General features: G+C 37.6%; 19 protein-coding genes. 3 read left to right on the forward strand and 16 right to left on the reverse strand.

The window, feature by feature from the left end:
• Positions 1 to 22: 22 nt before the first annotated feature.
• The 7 genes from ilvN to bsdcttw_RS18035 form a co-directional block, all read right to left on the reverse strand.
• Positions 23 to 529, reverse strand: a complete 507-nt coding sequence (ilvN, locus tag bsdcttw_RS18005) for an acetolactate synthase small subunit (protein WP_185256205.1) — start codon at positions 527 to 529, stop codon at positions 23 to 25.
• A 150-nt stretch (positions 530 to 679) separates the two neighbouring features.
• Positions 680 to 1,636 carry a glycosyltransferase family 2 protein gene (locus tag bsdcttw_RS18010; RefSeq protein WP_207726426.1) on the reverse strand — a complete coding sequence of 319 codons (957 nt, stop codon included), beginning with the start codon at positions 1,634 to 1,636 and terminating at the stop codon, positions 680 to 682.
• Complete coding sequence (locus tag bsdcttw_RS18015; protein WP_185259868.1) at positions 1,636 to 2,640, reverse strand: glycosyltransferase; 1,005 nt, start codon at positions 2,638 to 2,640, stop codon at positions 1,636 to 1,638. Before bsdcttw_RS18015 ends, bsdcttw_RS18010 begins: the two co-directional genes overlap by 1 nt.
• Positions 2,641 to 2,873: 233 nt before the next feature.
• The gene (locus bsdcttw_RS18020; RefSeq protein WP_185256207.1) at positions 2,874 to 4,220 is read right to left on the reverse strand and encodes a S1C family serine protease; all 1,347 of its coding nucleotides are present in this window, start codon (positions 4,218 to 4,220) and stop codon (positions 2,874 to 2,876) included.
• Between the two features lie 124 nt (positions 4,221 to 4,344).
• A complete protein-coding gene (gene pheA, locus bsdcttw_RS18025; protein ID WP_185256208.1) occupies positions 4,345 to 5,472 on the reverse strand; it encodes a prephenate dehydratase in 1,128 nt (375 codons plus the stop codon).
• Entirely contained in the window at positions 5,469 to 6,833 is a 1,365-nt protein-coding gene (locus tag bsdcttw_RS18030; protein WP_185256209.1) for a bifunctional folylpolyglutamate synthase/dihydrofolate synthase, read from the reverse strand. The genes pheA and bsdcttw_RS18030 overlap by 4 nt, the downstream gene beginning before the upstream one ends.
• A gap of 39 nt (positions 6,834 to 6,872) precedes the next feature.
• Entirely contained in the window at positions 6,873 to 8,075 is a 1,203-nt protein-coding gene (locus tag bsdcttw_RS18035; RefSeq protein WP_185256210.1) for a class I SAM-dependent rRNA methyltransferase, read from the reverse strand.
• Positions 8,076 to 8,328: 253 nt separating this feature from the next.
• Between bsdcttw_RS18035 and bsdcttw_RS18040 the strand changes: the two genes are divergently transcribed.
• Positions 8,329 to 9,516: a GNAT family N-acetyltransferase gene (locus bsdcttw_RS18040; RefSeq protein ID WP_185256211.1), complete on the forward strand. Its 1,188-nt coding sequence runs from the start codon at positions 8,329 to 8,331 to the stop codon at positions 9,514 to 9,516.
• A gap of 123 nt (positions 9,517 to 9,639) precedes the next feature.
• Here bsdcttw_RS18040 and bsdcttw_RS18045 read toward each other — a convergent pair whose 3' ends face one another.
• From bsdcttw_RS18045 to bsdcttw_RS18070, 6 genes are all read right to left on the reverse strand, one after another.
• A complete protein-coding gene (locus tag bsdcttw_RS18045; protein WP_185256212.1) occupies positions 9,640 to 10,191 on the reverse strand; it encodes a hypothetical protein in 552 nt (183 codons plus the stop codon).
• 76 nt (positions 10,192 to 10,267) lie between these two features.
• A complete protein-coding gene (locus tag bsdcttw_RS18050) occupies positions 10,268 to 11,041 on the reverse strand; it encodes a TIGR03915 family putative DNA repair protein (RefSeq protein ID WP_185256213.1) in 774 nt (257 codons plus the stop codon).
• A complete protein-coding gene (locus tag bsdcttw_RS18055) occupies positions 11,038 to 12,525 on the reverse strand; it encodes a putative DNA modification/repair radical SAM protein (protein ID WP_225903700.1) in 1,488 nt (495 codons plus the stop codon). The genes bsdcttw_RS18050 and bsdcttw_RS18055 overlap by 4 nt, the downstream gene beginning before the upstream one ends.
• Before the next feature lie 81 nt (positions 12,526 to 12,606).
• Positions 12,607 to 13,749: an ABC transporter permease gene (locus tag bsdcttw_RS18060; protein ID WP_185256214.1), complete on the reverse strand. Its 1,143-nt coding sequence runs from the start codon at positions 13,747 to 13,749 to the stop codon at positions 12,607 to 12,609.
• Positions 13,750 to 13,787: 38 nt separating this feature from the next.
• Positions 13,788 to 14,888 carry an ABC transporter permease gene (locus bsdcttw_RS18065; protein WP_185256215.1) on the reverse strand — a complete coding sequence of 367 codons (1,101 nt, stop codon included), beginning with the start codon at positions 14,886 to 14,888 and terminating at the stop codon, positions 13,788 to 13,790.
• Between the two features lie 92 nt (positions 14,889 to 14,980).
• A complete protein-coding gene (locus tag bsdcttw_RS18070; protein WP_185256216.1) occupies positions 14,981 to 15,913 on the reverse strand; it encodes an ABC transporter ATP-binding protein in 933 nt (310 codons plus the stop codon).
• Between the two features lie 210 nt (positions 15,914 to 16,123).
• Here bsdcttw_RS18070 and bsdcttw_RS18075 point away from each other — a divergent pair, with 210 nt between their 5' ends.
• Positions 16,124 to 17,218, forward strand: a complete 1,095-nt coding sequence (locus bsdcttw_RS18075; RefSeq protein WP_185256217.1) for a sensor histidine kinase — start codon at positions 16,124 to 16,126, stop codon at positions 17,216 to 17,218.
• Between the two features lie 160 nt (positions 17,219 to 17,378).
• Positions 17,379 to 18,002 (forward strand): response regulator transcription factor, encoded by a 624-nt coding sequence (locus bsdcttw_RS18080; protein ID WP_185256218.1) that lies wholly within the window; start codon positions 17,379 to 17,381, stop codon positions 18,000 to 18,002.
• A gap of 123 nt (positions 18,003 to 18,125) precedes the next feature.
• On the opposite strand, the gene bsdcttw_RS18085 is transcribed toward bsdcttw_RS18080, so the two are convergent.
• Genes bsdcttw_RS18085 through bsdcttw_RS18095 form a run of 3 tightly spaced genes read right to left on the reverse strand, consistent with a single transcriptional unit; the run spans position 18,126 to position 20,982 of the window.
• Positions 18,126 to 18,422, reverse strand: coding sequence for a hypothetical protein (locus bsdcttw_RS18085; RefSeq protein ID WP_185256219.1), 297 nt, complete (start codon positions 18,420 to 18,422; stop codon positions 18,126 to 18,128).
• Positions 18,423 to 18,449: 27 nt separating this feature from the next.
• Positions 18,450 to 19,997 carry an oligopeptide/dipeptide ABC transporter ATP-binding protein gene (locus bsdcttw_RS25340; RefSeq protein WP_185256220.1) on the reverse strand — a complete coding sequence of 516 codons (1,548 nt, stop codon included), beginning with the start codon at positions 19,995 to 19,997 and terminating at the stop codon, positions 18,450 to 18,452.
• On the reverse strand, positions 19,987 to 20,982 hold the full coding sequence (locus bsdcttw_RS18095; RefSeq protein ID WP_185256221.1) for an ABC transporter ATP-binding protein: 996 nt from the start codon (positions 20,980 to 20,982) through the stop codon (positions 19,987 to 19,989). The genes bsdcttw_RS25340 and bsdcttw_RS18095 overlap by 11 nt, the downstream gene beginning before the upstream one ends.
• Positions 20,983 to 20,990: the final 8 nt, after the last annotated feature.

Genomic DNA, 20,990 nt, shown 5'->3' on the forward strand with positions numbered 1-20,990 from the left:
AAGTTACACTTCGGAATAATCGTTAGTCATCCAGATAATCCGCAATATCGCCTGAGCCTCTTGCAAGTCCTGTGATACCCGTTCTGACCAGTTCTTTTATTGTGAATCCCTCCAGCAATTTAATAAAGGCATCTATCTTAGCCTGATTTCCTGTAAGTTCAATCATTAGTGATTCTTTGGCCACATCCACAATCTTAGCCCGGAATATATCTGCCACTGCAATAACTGCCTGTCTTTCTTCAATGGCGGCCAATACCTTAACTAATATCAATTCTCTGCAAACAGATTCCTCCGGTAATAGCTCTCTGACCTCTCTTACATCTTCTAGCTTTAAAAGTTGTTTTCCAATCTGTTCCAGTATCTGATCATCACCATTTACCACAACTGTCATCCTGGAATACAAAGGATCTTGCGTAACGCCAACGGTAAGACTGTCTATGTTATAACCTCTTCGGCTGAATAATCCTGAAACCCGGCTTAATACGCCGGCGGTATTATCCACCAATATTGACAAAACCATCTTCTTCATACTAACCTCCATTCGCACCTTAGTGCATTCCAATCAAAAGTGGAGCGGAAATTGTCTTTTCATTTCCACATTGGCTTCCTGAATATAAATTGTTTACATTGTAACAATATGAATATAAAATGTCAATAAAGAAAACTAGATTTGATTTTTCTATATAATCAGAAGCAAAGCAAGGTTCCTAAGTAGGCCTGATTTCAGGAAACCATATTGTATACACTGAAATTTCCTGAAAAACCAGCTCTGATTCATTATGTTTGCCATTGCATAAACTTGCATTTTTTTATCATTTGGGAGGCAATCCTTAAAGATTTCATAAAATTCTTTTGCTTGCTCTGCATTGGAGAAAAGAACTTTTTTTTGCTCTCTTAAGGCTGCTATCCTTCTCTTAACGTAACCATAGTAGTCTTGATTTCCCACCACATTACCGCTATGCTGCCGGTAATAAAGTGTTGGAGTTGGAATATATACCATATGACCAAAGGCAGCTCCCAGTAAACCGATCCACCAATCATGGTATCTGGCCTTCTCAGGAATAATAGATAACTTACCTGCAAGAGCGGTATTAAACATTACTGTACACCCTATAAGCTTATTCTCCATCATCATATGAGGCAGGTCAAGTTTTCCGGTATTTAAATGATTGCTTTTATGAAAAGAGGAGTTTATTACTGTTAGCTTTTCATCGGTTATCGCGGCATCTGTAAATACAACCAAGGGAAGTTTTTTTGAGTACTTTTTTTCACACCGTTTCATTACTTTCAGTGTTTTCTCGATTTTATCAGGCATCCAATAATCATCCTGGTCACAGAACATGAAATAGTTATCTCTATCATCTTTTAAGACCTCAACCTGCTCTTTAAAAACAGATTTAACCCCGTCTAAAAAATTACGGGTAACCCCTTTATTCTTTTCATTGCGAATATAGTGAATTCTATCCTTCTCACATACGCTCTGCTCTCTTATGATGCTCTCCGTGTCATCAACAGAACCATCGTCAAATATCCACAGTACCCAGTCAGAAAAGGTATTATCTTTTATGGACTCAATTTGCTCTTTCAGATATGCTGCTCCATTATAGGCAGCCATAATGATATGCACCCTGTCCATCAATTTTGCCCTGCCTCTCTTGAGGCTCCCTTTCCTTCTCTGAAATACCAAGGATTCAAACTCCATTTTCTGATAAGAGCAAGGGGTAATTTTTTATAGTTCTTGCCTGCCAAAAATCCCAGATATTTAAAACCACTTTCCATTATAAGGTCCGGAATTAGCAATATTCTACCCTTTTTCAGCAGATAGGAGGTTGTTTGAAGCACCATCTTCTTTCCTTCATTCTCTGATTTGATACCGGAAAATATCGCCGGGAATTCTGCATGTGAAACTGCCAGGTCAAAGTTTCTCTTGAACTGTTCCTTATAGCTGTAATTATGGGAATGATAGACCTTAGCTTCAGAAACATAAGCGATAGAATAACCTGCTTTTATAATAGCAGCTGCCATAATCATATCTTCATTAAAGATTGTCCTGGTAACAAACCCCCCCATTTCCTCATAAACATCTTTTCTGTAAACGGCACATACATTGGAGCAAAAATAAGTCTTTATACCAAGCTTTGGCAAGTCATCTAGTGTCTTAACACAATCTGTCTCGGGATAGTTGAATTTCCTGGTATAGCTTTCAATGATGCCAGCTCCTTCCCTTGGAAGCTGTCTGGCATAAGCCGCACCTACCCTATCCTCTGCAAAGGCTTCCTTGAGCTTTGATAATAATGAGGTATCTGCAGGTACGGCATCCTGCGTCATAAACATGATAAGATCTGCCGTTGACAGAGAAGCCCCGTAAGCCCTTGTTCCGCCATGGTCGAAATCTTTTTTATTTATCTCAACACATTCAATGCGAAAATCACTATCTTCCAGCTCCATGGCATAAGCAATATACTCTTCCCCTATCAGATTTTTACTCTCCCCCTGTCTTTCTTCCTCCACTGTTTGAAGAAGTATGACTCTGTCAGGCTTGTCCTTCTGTTTTTTCAACCTTTCAACCAAATGCTTAAATTTAATATCCGGCTTGTATACCGGGATTATAACGTCTATCTTAATATCAGCCGCTTCCATCACAGATATGACCTCTTTTCTCCTTAATCTAAATCTTATAGAACTTAGTTTAAACTATATCATACCCGTGTGTACTTCTATTTGTCAAGGAATTCAATATCAACAATGAAATAATAAATTGTATAAAAAGTTAAAATAAAAACCGTACAGGATAGGATGCCTACCCCATACGGTTCTTAAAGATTTCACTTACTCTCTATTATTATCTATTATTCGTTATCTTAGCTAACTGTTTATTTACTGGGTTTTTCACCAAAAGTAATATCCAAGGTTTTTTCTTCATACTTACCGTTTTGCAGCGTCTGAACTTTGATGGTACCTGTGGAACCAGCTTTGGTATAACTTAAAGCCTGCTGTAAATCTGTCATAGAAGTGACGGTAACATTATTAAGGCCTGTGATGATATCGCCTGCTTTAATACCTGCTTTTTCAGCTGCGGAACCTTCAGCTACTGTTCCTACATATACACCAACGGGCATATTAAAACTTGCTGCGTAATCCTCTGTTACATCCTTACCTTGAATTCCTAGATAGGCAGATTTGCTGTTATTAGTAGAGGATGTATTCATTAGTTCATTAATAACCGGAATTGCGGCAGAGATAGGAATTGCATAACCAATACTTTCTACACTGTCATCCACATATTTAACGGAGTTTATACCAATAACCTCACCTTTAGAATTAAGTAATGCACCACCACTGTTACCAGGGTTAATTGCTGCGTCGGTCTGGATAAGTTTTAATGTGACGTTATTTACTGTTACTTCTCGGTTTAAAGCACTGATATATCCCACTGTTACAGACTGCCCATATCCTAAAGCATTACCGATAGCAATGGCCATTTCGCCAAGTTTTAAAGAACCGGAATCCCCTAAGGTTGCTACTTTGATGTTATCTATTGTCTTGCTGTCAAGTTCACTTTCTTTTACGGATACTACTGCAAGGTCAGAGCCGGGAGCTGTACCGACAATGGTTGCTTCTGCTTTTGTATTATCATTAAATACAATCTGGACTGAACCGGCATTTTCAACTACATGGTTATTGGTAGCAATTAATATTTCACCCTTTTTCTGTCCGATAATAATACCGGAGCCGCTTCCTTCTTCCTGTTGATTGTACTGTCTTCCAAAGAAATCTGTTGTTTGCTGATTAATTGTTGAATTAATCGCTACAATTGAAGGCATAACATTGGAAACTACTGTGGAGACATCACTGGAAGCATTGTCTTTTGTACTTGTTTCCACTGCGGTTACATCACCGTTTGTATTGGTGGATACACTTCCGATTTTAACACTTGATGCATTATTGTTTGTCACTGCGTAATACCCCTGGAAAGCTGCTCCGGCAACAAGTCCAAATACAAGGGCGGAAGCTATTAGCTTCGCAAAAGATTTTGCTCTTCCTTTTCCCTTCTTTCTCTTATTATCCTTCACAGGATTTTCTTCAAAGTAGGGACCTTCTTTTGCTGAACGCATATTTTCTGCTGCAGGTACTTCTTCTGCTGGGATATCTTCTTTAAAGACTCCCTCTCCTTCAATAATGCTTTCGTTATTTTCATTAAAACCATTGAATTCGTTCATACTTAATTTCTCCTTTCAAACTTTAGCTATCTATATTATTTGTTTCTTTCTTGTTTATGACTAAAGTTTAACATCAAATTATGTCCTCTTTGTGTAGAGAAATTGAAAAAAATATGAAATTCGGCTAGTAATTTCCCAAAATCTTTAAAGTTATTGCTTCCTCTTTGATCCCAAACAGAGCATTCCTTACCCCTGCATCCTCTAAATTCCCCTCAAAATCCACAAAAAAGCGGTATTCGAAAGTCTTCCCTTCTAAAGGTCTGGATTCGATTTTGGTCATGTTAAGATTATTATATATAAAATGTGATAACATATTATAAAGACTTCCGCTTTCATGGGGCAGTTCAAAGCAGATACTTATTTTTTTTGCATCCTGTTTATACTGCTTGTTCCTGCCGATAATAATGAAACGTGTAGAGTTATTACATTCATGATTGACATTTTCCCTTAATATCTTTAGTCCATAAAGCTTGGCTGTTTGAACTCCTGCGATAGCAGCCTGTGTAATATCCCCTTCTGAAACAATTCTTTTTGCTCCGTCCGCAGTACTTTCACAAACGATAGCTTCTATCTGAGGATTTGCTTCCAGGAACTTCTGGCATTGTAAGATTCCCTGGTTATGAGAATATACCTTTTTAATATCCTTAAGTTCTGATTGTGGAAGCCCCAATAATGCATGATTTACTTTAAGTATATGTTCTCCCATGATAGAATTTTCATACTCGACTAAAAGATCATAAATATCTGTAATTCCGCCTGTAGAGGTATTTTCTATTGGAAGTACTCCGTAATCCGCACTTTTATCCTTTACTTTTTCCATGACTTCTTTAAAGGTGGAAACATTGAAAGCCTTCACCTCTTCACCAAAATATTGTTTAAAAGCTTGTTCCGTATAAGACCCTTTCGCACCAAACCACACCACCTTGGTAGATGTATCCACCGGTAAGGCTGTTACTTTCTCAAAGGGAATACCCGTATCTTTTTCCTTAATCAGACTATACTGCATCTTCCGGCTCATTGACATAATCTGCTGAAACAATTCACTAATACCGTGACGGTTAAATTCATTCCCAGCCAATGCCTTTAGGGCGGTGAGTTTTTCTACTTCACGTTCTTTGTCAAAGACCTTTTTACCGGTTTGAATCTTGAATTCTGCCACATCCTGCGCAAGCTTCATGCGATACTCAAAGAGCCTGACAATTTCTTTATCTACTTTATCAATCTCATTTCTGCTATCCTGTAAATCAATCATACTGTCACCTCATCTCTGCCAATGCTTTTTGTAAATTGTAAGGGAAAGCTCTCTTTTATTTGTTTTAATATTGAAAGCGAGCCAAAGGCCAGAATTGCATAATTTTCTTCCTCTTTTACTTTATCTGCTATCATATGAATGGCTGTTTCAACATTCCCTGCATCAACTGCTGATATTCCTTGGGAAATTGCTTCTTCTGCCAACAGCTTACTGTGAAGTCCCCTCTTAGTAGGTGGTGTTATACAATATATTTCTCTTGCATACTTTCCGGTAAGCTGTAGTACAGTTTTATAATCTTTATCCTTAAACATGCCCATTATATAGTATAATTTCTTGTCCTTTAGATAACTCCTGATGTTCTCGGCTAATACCTCTGCCGCGCCTTCGTTATGGGCTCCGTCAATTATAACAAGAGGCTTTTTACAGATGGGCTGAAACCGTCCTTCCCATACTGTACTTTCAAGTCCAGTGTAAATCTCCTCTGTCTTAATGGGAAAGCCGTTATCATGAAGTGCTGTAACCGCAAGGATTGCCGTAACAGCATTATATACCTGATTTTTCCCAAGCAGTTTTATTTTTAGATTCTTATAATTGCTATAATCAAAGAGAGTACCTTCCATGTCCATATCTTTTATAACAATCTTTGAGAAATCCGCTTCAATCAAAGACGACCCTTTTTCAATTGCCCTCTTTTCTATTACCTTCTGAACTTCCTCCTGTTGCTGATAGGTGACTACCGGTATGTTTCTCTTAATAATCCCAGCCTTATGCTCTGCTATTTCCTGAAGCGTATCGCCAAGGTACTCCATATGATCCATACTGATTGCTGTCAGTACAGCACATTTGGTGGTATCTATCACATTTGTAGCATCCAGTTTACCGCCCATTCCCACCTCAATAACAGCAATATCACACTTTTTCTTTAGAAAATATAAGAATGCTGTTGCAGTTTCTATCTCAAAAATAGTAGGATGGTTCTTCCCATTTGCTATCATTCTTGAACAAGCTGCTTTGATTTCGCTAATACAATCGGCAAGCTCCTCCTCTTCTATAGAAAATAGCTGAATTACTTCCCCTGACTCTTTTTCCTGGACATTCTTATTTAATAACTGTATCATTTCTCTATAAGCAAATACTGCAGGTGAAGAAAATCTACCGGTCACATAACCGGCACTGGCCAAAATAGTAGCAATATAAGCACTTACCGATCCCTTACCATTGGTTCCGGCTACGTGTACAAATGCAACCTCTTTCTGAGGTGAACCAAGTTCCTCCAGAAGCTGACTGATAGTGGCAAGACCCGGTCTGCTACCAATCTGCTTAACATCTTCTAAAAAAATCATAGCATCTGTTATATTCATCTTATGAATCACTCCCACTGTATGCCATTTTTAGTTCAATTATTTCTCATCACATACCTGGAATATATAGAACTTCAAATAGTAGGATTCATCTGCTGCCCAAAGTATTGGATGATCCGGTGCCTGTGTACGGTATTCTACCTGACGCAGCCTCTTTCTGGCACTTTTAGCTGCTTGTCCTATGGTTTCTGTAAAAAGTTCAGGTGTCATAAAATGAGAACAGGAACAAGTGGCAAGAAAACCTCCGTCCTTTATTAATTTCAGTGCTCTGAGATTAATTTCTCTATATCCCTTTATGGCATTCTTTACTGAATTTCTGGATTTGGTAAATGCCGGAGGATCTAAGATGACCACATCGTATAACTCACCTTCTCCTTCCAGCTTAGGAAGCAGTTCAAAAACATCCTCACAAATAAAATGAACCCGGTCTTGCAATCCGTTAAGTACTGCATTTTCTTCTGCCTGGCTGACACCAAGGGCAGAAGCATCTACACCTGTTACTTCACTGGCTCCTGCAAGTCCTGCATTTAAAGCAAAAGAACCCGTGTGGGTAAAGCAGTCAAGAACTCTTGCATCCTTACAGAGTTTTTTAATGGCTTCCCTGTTGTACTTCTGATCTAAAAAGAATCCTGTCTTTTGTCCTTCTGCAATATCGACGATATATTTTACACCGTTTTCAAGTATTTCTACCTTCGTATCAAAAGGTTCACCTATAAAGCCTTTGGTTCTTTCCATTCCTTCATTTTCTCTGACCTTCGCATCACTTCTCTCATATACTCCGCGTATATTTATTCCGTCTTTTTTTAGGATTTCCACCAGTTCGTTTAAAATCTCCTGCTTTAAACGGTCAATTCCCAATGCCAGAGATTGAACTACCAGCACATCAGAGAATTTATCTATTACAATCCCAGGTAAAAAATCAGCTTCTCCGAATATAATTCGGCAGCTATCCGTATTAACAACTTTTTTACGGTAATCCCAAGCTGCCTTCACACGCATTCTAATGAAGTCTCTGTTGATTTCTTCCCCTTTCATACGGGATAGTATCCTGACAGTAATCTTTGATTTTGTATTTATAAATCCACAACCCATATAATATCCGTCAAAATCATGAACATTTATAATATCACCATTATTAAACTCTCCGGTAATAGTGGCTATTTCGTTATCATACACCCACATTCCGCCGGCTTTTAAGGTTCTGCCTTCTCCTTTTTTTAACGTAACAATTGCTTTTTCCATGTATTTCTCCTGTCTTTTGCTTTTATCACCAATTATATCATAGTGACCTGGAAAGTCAACGGAACCCCTTGTGGTTTTCATGGCAGATGACAAACTCACAGAAAGGTCCAAAACTGACCCTTTTGGTCATCAGGAGCTATTAATTCCTTCTTTACTTTATAACTTTGGATTTTCTCTTAACGTTGTAATATAGGGAGATTGTAGTTATAATGAAATAGAATTATGTCAGACTAAAAAAGAAAGAGGTCCGGTTATGTTAAAAGGTGTTATTTTTGATATGGATGGTGTTATTATCGACAGTGAACCAAGTCACGCAAAAGCTATTGAGAATGCATTAAGCTCCCTTGGTATTTCTTTACCAAAGGAATATCCTTATCGTTTTATAGGCTCTACTACTGAATATATGTTAAAGATGATAATAATTGATTTTAATCTTTCTGTTAGTGTGAAAGCATTAAATGAACTCTACAATGAGGCTCTTGCTACACTTATTAAAGAAGAAGGTTACATCCCTGTTCCATATGTTATTGACCTAATAAGAAATCTCCACCGTGAAGGATACTCTTTAGCTATTGCCTCTTCTTCCACACCGGAAGAGATCGCTGCTGTAACAGATGCACTGGAGATATCCTCCTGTTTTGAAAAATTAGTAAGCGGTGCCACCGTACAGCATCCAAAACCTGCACCGGATGTATTTTTAAAAACCCTGTCAGAGTTGAACTTAGAAGCAAGTGAGTGCATAATAATAGAAGATTCCAGTAATGGTGTTAAAGCAGCATGTGCTGCCGGAATCCCTGTTATCGGATATATCAACCCCAATTCCGGTAACCAGGATTTAAGTCTTGCCTCCATTTTAGTGGAAGGTTTTGATGAAATAGACTCTGCTTTTTTTGAAAAGACATACTGTCGTTATCATAATCTGCCTGTTATCATTGCAAAAACAGAAAGACTTCTAATCAAAGAAATTCCGGTAGAGGATATTCCAGCTCTTAAGGCAATTTATCAAAAATCTGAAATAAATAAATTCCTTCCGGAGCTTTACAATGCCTCTCTGGATTCCCCGGAAACGGCTATTCAAAAACATAAAGCTTATATCAAGAATATGTATCAATTCTATAATTTGGGCTTATGGGGTGTATATTTAAAATCAGGTGAACTTATAGGTCAATGTGGTATTGAACCTCTTCAAGTAGAAGATAAAGTTGAGATGGAAATAGGTTACTTTATTGATGTCCCTTATCAAAAGAACCATTATGCGAAAGAAGCACTTGATGCAATCCTTACTTACGCAGCTCGCTCTTTTAACCTTTCCAGTTTTACGGCTCTGATATTACCTGAAAATACGGCCTCCTCTAAGTTTGCGGTAACCTTAGGTTTTTCTTATAGTGGAGAAATCACCCGCAATGGCATTCTTTATCATAAATATTGTATCAAGAACTAAACTTAAATATCTATTTCCTTTTCCCTATAAAGATAAATAGGGCTGCCACCTGACAGTCCTATTTATCCGAAAATTAAATCGTTTATTAGTTCTCTTTGCTGTTATCCGTTCGTTTTATTGGTGTTATCTATTATTACCACCTACTGCATTTTTCACACCATTTTTAACATTATCTGCTGCATTTTTCACATCATTACCAATAGTATTATTTGTGGTTCCATTCATTCTGCTATTGGTTGAACCGCTTGTGGTTCCATTTGTAGTACCATTGGTTGTTCCTGTAGTACCATTTGTGGTACCGTTAGTTGTTCCATTATTATAAGATCTATTTGTGGTTCCTGTAGTACCATTGGTTGTTCCATTTGTAGTTCCGTTTGTGGTTCCGTTTGTTGTTCCGTTCATGGTTCCATTTGTAGTACCATTTGTTGTTCCGTTTGTGGTTCCTGTAGTTCCGTTGTTATAAGTCTTACCATTGGTTGTACCATCTGTGGTTCCGCTGTTATAACCTGTTCCATTATCATAGGTCGTACCATTTTTACCGGTATCATTATAATCTGCTCCCGTTCTATTCGTGTCCGTTGTCGCAGAATTATTTGCATCTTTTGTAGCACATCCGGTAAATGTTAATATTGTCAGACAGCATATTGAGCATAACAGGCTTATTGTTTTTTTCATGTTCTTCCTCCTATAAAATGATTTAATTTTACCTGTTTAGTATCTCTCTATGCACTTATATTATTCTTAATTTCCCTTATCTAAACTCTGGCATATTTCCCCGGAATCTAAGAGGAAGATTATTGCGTTGAAGACCTTTATTTTCTCTTTCTTTGATGGAAACTGAATTAAAAAAAGCTTTCCATAAATTATCAATGTTCTGTTCTTTTTCAGTCATTTCCTTAATTTTCTCTAAATCCAATAAATCAGCGTTTGTATAGAACCATTGGTCAGCCATTCTGTGAATGATTGCTGTATTCCTGCTCTCATCATATATAATAAAATTCTCCTGACTCAATCTATCACTAAAATGCGGTGCCAGCAGCCTAACTATATCATTTTTAGGTGCTATCTTTGCAAATAGTATTCCCTCTTTTAATTCCTGAAAGCGTAAAAACCCCTTAAAATGATGAGCCTCATTGGAGACATTTCTATTCAATTCAAAAATTTTCATTACATTCTTGTCATAAAGACAATCCACCACGCCGCTTCCCATAGAAAAACCAATAATTAAAAACCGATAAATCGCATCTCCTCTTGTTATATCACAGGAACAAGAGGCTCCGCAGACAAGTTCATACGCCTCTTCGGAAATTTTATTATAAATGGCTTTCATTACCTTGCCGATTTTCTCTTCAGAATTTTTAACATAGATATATTCTGTGAACAATTCCATATCCCCAAGATCTTCACCTGAAATAATGCATATCTTATTATTCGCATGTCCGTTCCTATCGCTCCACGCATCATAGACCGCACTGAATATACCCTCCAGGCTATCTTCACAATAATAAACTTTCTTACTATTCATAGAAAACTTCCTATCTGTGCATTGGCAGCTGTAAAATTCATATCATCAAATAAAGATAATTGCTTATAGGCTGTGGAGGCATCCATATCAAAAGGCAGCTTTTCTTTCACCCTCAGCAGCATACTTGTAATATAATTCTCTTCTATCTTAACAGGGTACATCATTCTGCCCGCGCAAGTAATAAAATAAATTGCACGTTTTAGAACAACACCCATCTTCTTTAAATCTTCAAAAGACAGTATAGCTGTTTTTCTGGCTTTTACAATTCTTTGGGCAGATTTTACTCCAATTCCGGGCACTCTAAGCAGGGTGTAGTAATCTGCCTTATTAACTTCAACCGGAAATTGCTCCAGATGTCCAATAGCCCAATTACATTTGGGATCCATCAAAACATTGAAGTTAGGTCTGCTCTCAGACAACAGCTCTGCCGCTTGAAATCCGTAAAAACGAAGCAGCCAGTCAGCCTGATACAAACGATGCTCTCTCAGTAAAGGAGGACCTTGATTGACTGCCGGAAGAGAATTGTCTTCATTAATACTGATATAAGCAGAATAAAACACTCGCTTTAAATCAAACTTCTGATACAGTGCTTCCGCAACAGACATAATCTGATAATCACTCTCCGGCGTTGCTCCGATAATCATCTGAGTGCTTTGCCCTGCAGGTACAAACCCTCTGTTGATGCTCGGTGCCTTAATCACACCAAAGGAAGACTTTATGCTATCTGCAGCTATTATATCCTGTACATCCTGTAAGACGGAAGCAGGTGCTGCTATATTATTCTTGTAATTATCCGGTAATACTAGAGCTGATTCTTCTTCTATAAACGGCAGTCTGTTAAAAGCAGCTTTCCCTTTATTCTCAATTCTCCCAATTTGAATCTGCTTCATGGGTCTTAATATATTCTTACGGGTTTTATTAGGAGCAAGCATCCTCAAGCTATCAGCTGTGGGTAACTCTAAATTAACACTCATTCTGTCTGCATACCAACCTGTCATCTCCACCAGCACGGGGTCCGCTCCCGGAACAGCTTTGCAATGGATATAACCGTTAAATTGATAGACTTCCCGAAGCATTCTCAGTGTTTTACACATTAATTCCATTGTATGATCCGGTGTCTTTAGTACCCCGGAACTCAAAAAAAGCCCTTCTATATAATTTCTGCGGTAAAACTCTATGGTCAGGCTGCAAATCTCTTCCGGTGTAAAAGTTGCTCGCAGCACATCATTGGACGCTCTGTTAAAGCAGTATTTGCAATCAAAAATACATTCATTCGTCATTAATATCTTAAGAAGTGAAATACATCTGCCGTCTGCAGAGAAAGTATGACAAATACCGCAGGCTACGGAATTACCGATTCCGCTGCTGCCGCCTCCGCTTCTATCAACGCCGCTGGAGGTACAGGCTACATCATATTTTGCAGCATCCGAAAGCACCTCGAGCTTTTTTTGCACTGTCATATCTTCCTGAATTATTATACTCATGCTAACCTCCTGCAAACATTTGTTTGTATTAGTTTAACATACTGTACCTAAATATTCAAGTATTTTCGAACAAATGTTCATTTATTTGCTTTGTACTCTATTTTTATTGATTACCAGTGACAGACTAAAATATGCACCTGCAATTAAAGCATTTACTCCCAGCATATAGAGAATTCTATAAATCGCTGACCATGAAAAATGAGGAAGATTAACGATTTCATTATTTATATTTTTCAGCCAGTAAACCGGTGTAAACTCTGCCACATTTATTAGCCCACTCTTATTACTGTAGAATAAATCACCATTAAAGAATGCCATGATGGAAGTATAGAACAGGATTAAAATTATATTGATTTCTGGTTTTAACGCCAGCGCGGATAAGATATAGCATATTCCTAAAACACAAATGGAATAAACGAAAAAGTTCAGCATAGAAAATATTATATTCCATCCTAGAACTATTTCAGGGTTCAATAAAAAAAAGAGCAAAAAGATAATACCATCACCACAAAGTACAAAGATAAAATTTGATAAAAATAAACGCAGGCTATTCTTTCCCGCTGAGATCGGAGCAATTTCATGTTTCTTACGAATTCCGCTTAATCCGAAAAAGCCGCTGATTCTGCCGATTGCAAAAAAATAAAGAAATACCATGATATATGCAGCAGCTTTAAAAAAATTCTCAATATACACATTATTCTGGGAATCCCTGTCCTTTTCCTCAAAGGATAAACTCACACCTCTATCCATGGTAGCATCAAGCTTCTTAGTCAAATCTCTCGCCGAAATGCTACTGTTATCGGAAAGGCATTGCTGTGCTGCTGTAAGATATCCTTCCAGCATATATTTTAACGGTAAAACTTCCTTTTTACCGGTTTCTGACAGTCCCATAACAGGTTTATTCCCCTGCATAAAGTCTTTCTGATAATACTGTGGGATATCCAGTATATAATCATATTGTACATTAGACAAATAATCCAGATAAGCATCGGAGGAATCGGAAATTACCAGCCTGCAATATCTGCTCAGATATTTTATAAGGCTATTTGTAAGTTCACTGCCGGAATCCCTGTTTATGATGAGAACTTCTGATTTCATATCTGCTGTAATCTTGTTTTCAGATTCTTTATACTGAGAATATTTAGCGGATAACATAAGTAATGCAAGCATAAGTACAGGTATCATTATGGAGTTTTTTAAAAGTTTACTATATATTTTTGCCAACTTTTCTATTCCTTTCTACTTTTCCAACTAATACTTCCTTATTCCTCCTGCCTTTTATACTTTATATAAATCCATACTATGATTATTAAATTATAAAGAAGCAACAGCAGTCCATCCTTTATAAGCAAAAAAAAGCCATCCTGTAAGGTGATACAATAAAGCATTTCTGTAATAAGTGAAGGTGGATTGATTAGCTTAATATATGGCAAATTGCTGGTAATATAATATCTGGAGGCTGCCGGTGTAAAAAAGGCTGCCAAAATCATAACCACCATAATAATATTAAGCATTATATCCTTTACTTTCAAATTCAGCTTTTTTATTGAACCAATGAGCAGCCCTGTCAGAATTCCTCCAAGGGAGCCAAGTGCTGCTGTTAAAAAATACAATTCCCGCCTTAATTGCAAACCATTTCCGATAGTGCTTATGATAATAAACGAAAAAATCAATATACACACGGTCTGCAGAATATATACACAGGAAAAGTGAATCAAGAAAACTTTCCATTTGGGAGCAGAACTAAAGCGAAGTTTTTTACCAATACCAGAATGCTCCGGAACTAATTCCTTCATCTCTTCAAATCCCCATCTAGCTCCTAGAATACAAAGCGAAGCTGTAATATATAAAAATGCCAGGATTTTTTTATCCGGCAGCGTCATCGGTACTGTCATACTAACAATCAAGTTACTCTGATTTATTTGAGACGACTCGCTGGTTTTGTCAAAGGATTCATCCTGCTTAGAAGAATCCAGTTTAAGATTTCTTTGCGCTTCACTGTCCAGATAACCTTTAATAATTGACTGCTTGTAACCCATATCGTTAATATAAAGTTTTACTTCATTCCCGGTTGTAATATAAGCATCAATTTTTTCCTCTTTTAACAAGGTCTGCATCTTCTCCCTGGTTCCGTAAACCAGGTGAAATTCCTCCCCCTTCAGAAAAGAATAAGGCAGTTTTATATCATCCCCTGCAACTATTCCTAGCTCTATTCGCTGTGTGTCTCGTCTATCAGGCAATGTATCAAACATGAAATTAATAATTCCCATCACAAAAAGAGGCAGTACCAAAGTGAATATAATAATTTTCTTCCGTCTGCATAAAAGCTTTGTTCTGGCGATAATAAGCTCCCAGTAATTCATTCTAACCCCTTTCGTGAATATCAAATCTTCCCTTGGATATTCCTATATCACAGGCACAGTCTTGTGTATGAAAATTAACGTTCTTTTACTCTTTAATCTTTCAGTTCTTTACCGGTTATCTCCAGATATACATCATCTAATGTAGGCATCTCGGTAATAATCCTGCCAAAAGGAATTTTTTGTTCCTGCAGATAATCCAACAGCATCACCAGATTATTTCTGCCCTTTTTTGCTTTTACAACCAGCATTTGATTATCATATTCTGCTCCGGAAACATTAGGAAGCTCTCTGATGATTTGGAGCTGGCTTTCTAAAAGTGAATAGACCTCAAGTGTTATCTTCTCGCCAAGTGAAATCATATTCTTTAACTCTTCCTTCGTCCCTTGGGCAATTACACGACCTTTTTCTAACATTGTAATTTCCGTACAGAGCTGCTCTATCTCATCAATGTTCTGAGAGAAATAAAGAATGGTAGTCCCCCGGTTCTTCAGTTCTATGATGCAGTCTGCCAGCTTCTTTCTACTATGTGGGTCTGTGCCGTCAATTGGTTCGTCCAAAATTAAAAGTGTGGGCTTATGAACGATACCACAGGCAAATTGCAGTCTTTTCAAAAGCCCCTGGCTTAACTTTTTGGGATATAGTCTCACAAAATCTTCCAGCCCTAAAAATTCAATTGTTTCCCTTGTAAGCTCTTTTACTTTCTGTTTATCTGTTTCATAAAGACTGCAAAAATAAGAAATGTTTTCGTATAAGGTCAATTCCTCGAAAACCGCTTCTTCCGCCAAAACCACTCCAATATTTCTTTTTATATCATAGGAATCTTTCTCCAACTTCTTATCCCATAAAAGAATCGATCCTTTATCATATTTCTTCAGACCTAAAATACATTCTAGCAGGGTTGTCTTCCCGGAGCCTGCAGGTCCTAATATACCGTGGATTTGCCCTTCTTTTACTTTTAATTCAAGATAATCCAGTGCAATAATCTTATCATAGCGCTTTACCAGATTCTTTACTTCTATCACCATTAGAAAGTCCTGCCTATAAAGTATTTTTTACCAATCAGTAACACCTTTTTCTCATTATACTGAAAGTATTACCCCTACGCAATATGAATTGCTTTTTATTACTGATTTTGTTATGATATAGGAAAAATAAAATTCCATATAGAATGCTATAAAACATGTACTTATGTTATATCTTTCAATAATAAAATTGGGGAAAGGAAGGAAAATCAAATGCAATTTATTACGGATAAAATGATTCTCTTCGGTATTTGTCTGGCATTATACCTATTTTCCTACCCAGATACCTTTTCTCCCGTTCACATATTGGCCTTTATCATATTGACCTGTTTATGTTCATATACAGAAAACCAGCGCATCCGTCTTGCTTTGTTTCTGTTGGCTCTTGGTGTCTGCCAGTACTTTCCGCCCTGTCTTCTGCTTATGCCCTTGGTTTACTATGATATCTTATATGGCATATATGGAAATTTTGTATTTTTAATCCTGATACCATTATTTATGAATTTTACGGAATACCATACAATAACTTACATTCTGATATTAATGTTATTTACACTGGCAACTTTCTTAAAGCATAAATCCTTCCAGTACACCAAAATGATATTGGAGTATAATGAGCAGCGGGATACTTCAAAGGAACTTTCTCTTTTACAGGAAGAAAGAAATCAAAGCCTGCTGGAAAATCAGGACTATGAAATTAATGTTGCCACCTTAAATGAACGAAATCGTATCTCAAAAGAAATCCATGATAACATCGGACATATACTCTCCAGAGCTTTGCTGCAAATCGGTGCCTTGCTGATGGTGTCATCGGATGAAATTCAAAAGGAAGGCTTACAAGATCTAAGGTCATCACTCTCTCAAGGAATGGATAGTATCCGTTCAAGTATCCACAATATGTATGACGAATCCATTGATTTATACACTTCTATTGAAACTCTGACGAAAGATTTTACTTTTTGTCCTGTGAATTTCGATTATGATATCCGAAATACACCGGATATCAAGCTGAAGTACGCATTGATTGCCATCACAAAAGAGGCTCTCTCCAATATTATGAAGCATTCAAATGCCACTAAGGTCCGTATTAGCCTGCTGGAGCATCCGGCCATGTACCAGCTTATTATCTCCGATAATGGGCATCTCAGTGAGGAAAAATTGATTAAATTAAAAGCATTGGATAAGAGCCAGAACTATTTTGACGGAATGGGACTGCAGAATATGATGGACCGTGTAAAAGGCTTTCAGGGTATTATGAATATTACTGCTGATAATGGTTTTAAAATATTTATCAGCATCCCTAAGTAACCGTAGTATAAAAAGATATTAACGATGAATAAGTCTTTATGATGGTATCAGATGCATCGCTGACCGGATTCTATAAGGGTTTGCTTCGTATAAAAGCAGTTTCAAAATAATTTGCATCAGCGCAGGATTATGAACTGTGTTGAAAATATGGAGGTTTAACATGAAGGTTCTTATAGTGGATGATGACAAACTTGTTTGCTCTTCCCTGAAAATTATACTTTCTTCTGACAAAGAAATCACGGTCTGCGCTAGTGGCAACAATGGGGAGGATGCTATCCGGCTATACGCAGAGCATTTACCGGATATTTTATTAATGGATATACGTATGGAACCAATGTCCGGTCTTGTTGCAGGTGAAAAAATCCTTGCCGCGTATCCAGAGGCAAAAATCCTCTACCTTACTACCTTTCTAGATGATGATTATATAATTAAGGCATTGAATATCGGCGCAAAAGGTTATATGTTAAAACAGGATTTCGAAAGTATCCTCCCGGCCCTCAATGCTGTTTATAAAGGTCAGAATGTGTATGGAAATGAAATAATTACGAAATTACCCGGCCTGTTGCAGCAGTCCAGCAGCCAAATAAACACTGCAAATTATGGAATAACAGAAAAAGAATACGAGATCATCTGTAAAATAGCCGACGGTCTATCCAACAAGGAGATTGCAGAACTTCTATTCCTAAGCGAAGGTACTGTAAGAAATTATATCAGTCTGATTCTTGAGAAACTCTCCTTACGAGATCGTACTCAGATAGCAATCTTCTATTATAAAAATTGTTGATTTATCAAAAAGTCCCTTATTTCAGTAACTACCGAAATAAGGGACTTATCTATTTTTATTTAATTTACAGTACTGTAATGCGTAATTATCTGTCATTATAATCGAAGCAGATGAAAACAATCTCTAAAAAAACAACCAAGCTATTAAAGCAAATAACCCAAGAATCAGGATAGCTATCGGCATAAAGATTAATAACGCTGACAAAGTTAATGCTAACATATCATGCTTTTCAATCTCCATGCCATTTTTCCTGTGAGTTCTTGATGATTTTTTAGGTTTAGCATTTATAGACTTATCCTCTATATCATCCGCTGATTCCGGTGTAAATGGCGCTTCACCATCCAGGCCTTCAACTTCTTTTTGATTTGTTTCTTTCAGCCAATTCATGGCTCGTTCATTTTTCTTTTCAAAGAGCACCATTTCACCTTCTTTCAGCTTGCATACTTATTACAGATTTATCTTATGATGGCACGCTACAAAATGTCCAGGTCTTACTTCTTCAAAATCAGGAGTCACCTTTTTGCAGATATCTGTTGCATAACGGCAGCGTGTATGGAATTTACATCCTGTAGGAGGTTTAATAGGACTTGGTATGTCTCCTTCCAGAATAATTGCTTCTTTCTTATTATCCACATCCGTTGTAGGAATTGCAGATAACAGTGCTTCCGTATAAGGATGTGTCGGATGAGCGAAGAGTTCTTCTGTGGTAGCTAATTCTACGATATTTCCGAGGTACATAACACCTACACGATCACTGATGTATTTTATAACGCTTAAATCATGAGAAATAAAGAGATAAGTTAAATTCTCCTGCTCTTTTAAGTCCAGTAACAGGTTAATAATCTGAGACTGGATAGATACATCAAGAGCGGAAACTGCCTCATCACAAACTACAAACTTCGGTTTCAGAGCCAGGGAACGGGCAATACCGATACGCTGACGCTGACCGCCTGAGAACTGGTGAGGGTAACGGTGAATAAAGTAAGGTGCCAGACCGCACTTTTCCATTACTTCCATTACGTAGTTCTGCATCTTCTCGTCGTTCTTATCAAAATATTTATGAGCTAAAAGGCCTTCGGAGATAATCTGGCCTACAGTCATTCTTGGATTCAATGAAGAATAGGGATCCTGAAAGATTAATTGCAAATCCTTACGAAGTTTACGGCTCTCTTCTTCTGTTAATCTCGCAAGATTGATTCCTTTATCTCTATATACCTCATATTTAGCGAAATCAGGATTACTCTCATACTTTTTCATAAGCTTGTAGATTTCCATACGGATTTCTTCCAGCTCTTTTTCTTTTATTTTGATAATTTCTTCCTGCTTTTCTATCTGTGACAATGCATTGCTTGTTGCTGCATCAATCTGTTCCTTCGTCTTTCCTTTCTCTTTTTGGAAAGAACGGGCTCCTTCATATGCAACACGGGCATCATTAAGTTTTTCTTTTAATTTGCGATATTCAACTCCTGCTTTATATTCTTTTACAAGAATATCTGAGATAGGAGCTAAATCTTCAGCTACAAAGAATCCGCCGATTAACTGTACGATGTCCAAAAAGCTGTCTCTGGCATGCTTTTCAGCTTCTAATAAGTGTGTACGCATGGAATATTTCTCATCACCATCCGGTAATGCATCATATTGCTTTCTTACATTTACTTCTTTTTCTTTTAAGTTAAAGTATTCTTTCTTTCTATCAACTAAAGACTTTAAGATATCCAAAACATAATCAGGTGCAATTTCATCTACATCCCTGCCATAATACATGGTTCTTCCGTCTGTTTGAGCGTATAACTGAAGCAGGGTACGTCCAAGAGTTGACTTTCCGCAGCCGCTCTCCCCAACCAAACCAAGGGTTTCTCCCTCATAAATATCCAGGGTAACATCATCGTTTGCCCTTACATAAAGTTTCTCCTTCTGGATAAAACCCTTCTTTATGGGGAAGTATTGCTTTAAGTTCTGAACACGTATGAGTACTTTTTTGTCCTTATTTTCCATTTGCCCTCACTCCTTTCTCCGGATAAAAACAACGAATAGGATGACCTTTTTCGACCTCAACCAAAGAAGGCTCTTCATTACGGCATTTATCCGTTGCATATTTACATCTGGGGGCAAATTTACAACCCTTCGGAAGATCCAAAGGATGAGGTACAGCTCCCGGAATAGCCTCTAAGCGAACACCGGTAGGTGTATCCAATCTTGGAATAGAGTACATTAAACCTTCGGTATAAGGATGGGAATAGTTATTGTCTTTTCCGAAAATAACTCCCACCGGAGCCATCTCAACTACCTGACCGCAGTACATAACCGCTACATCATCTGCCATTTCATTAATAACCCCAAGGTCATGTGTAATGAAAAGGATAGAGGTTCCGTTTTCCTTCTTCAAAGCATTCATAAGCTTAAGAATCTGCGCCTGTATAGTAACATCAAGGGCTGTTGTAGGTTCATCGGCAATTAAAAGCTTGGGCTTGCAGGCAAGGGCCATAGCAATCATAACACGCTGTCTCATACCACCGGATAACTGATGGGGATACTGTTTCGCCACCGCTTCCGGATTGGGTATATTAACTTGTCTTAGCATCTCAACAACTTTCTTAGCTGCCTCTGCCTTTTTCATTCCCTGATGTACGATAAAAGGCTCAGAAACCTGCTTCTCTACAGTAAAGACCGGATTCAAGGAGGTCATTGGTTCCTGAAAGATAACTGAGATATCATTTCCTCTTATCTTACTCATGTCCTTGACGGAAACATCTGCAAGGTCTTTTCCGTCAAAGATAACTTCGCCGCTGTCAATGTAACCGTTACCGTCTAACAGCTTTATAATACTCATAGCAGATACGCTCTTACCACTGCCACTCTCGCCAACAACGCCGAGAGTCTTACCAGCTTCTACTTTGTAAGAAACACCATTAACTGCCTTTATTATTCCCTTTTTCGTAGTAAAAAATGTGTGTAGGTCTCTTAATTCCAGTAATGCCATTGTATTTC

The organism is Anaerocolumna chitinilytica (assembly GCF_014218355.1).
Taxonomy (GTDB): domain Bacteria; phylum Bacillota; class Clostridia; order Lachnospirales; family Lachnospiraceae; genus Anaerocolumna; species Anaerocolumna chitinilytica.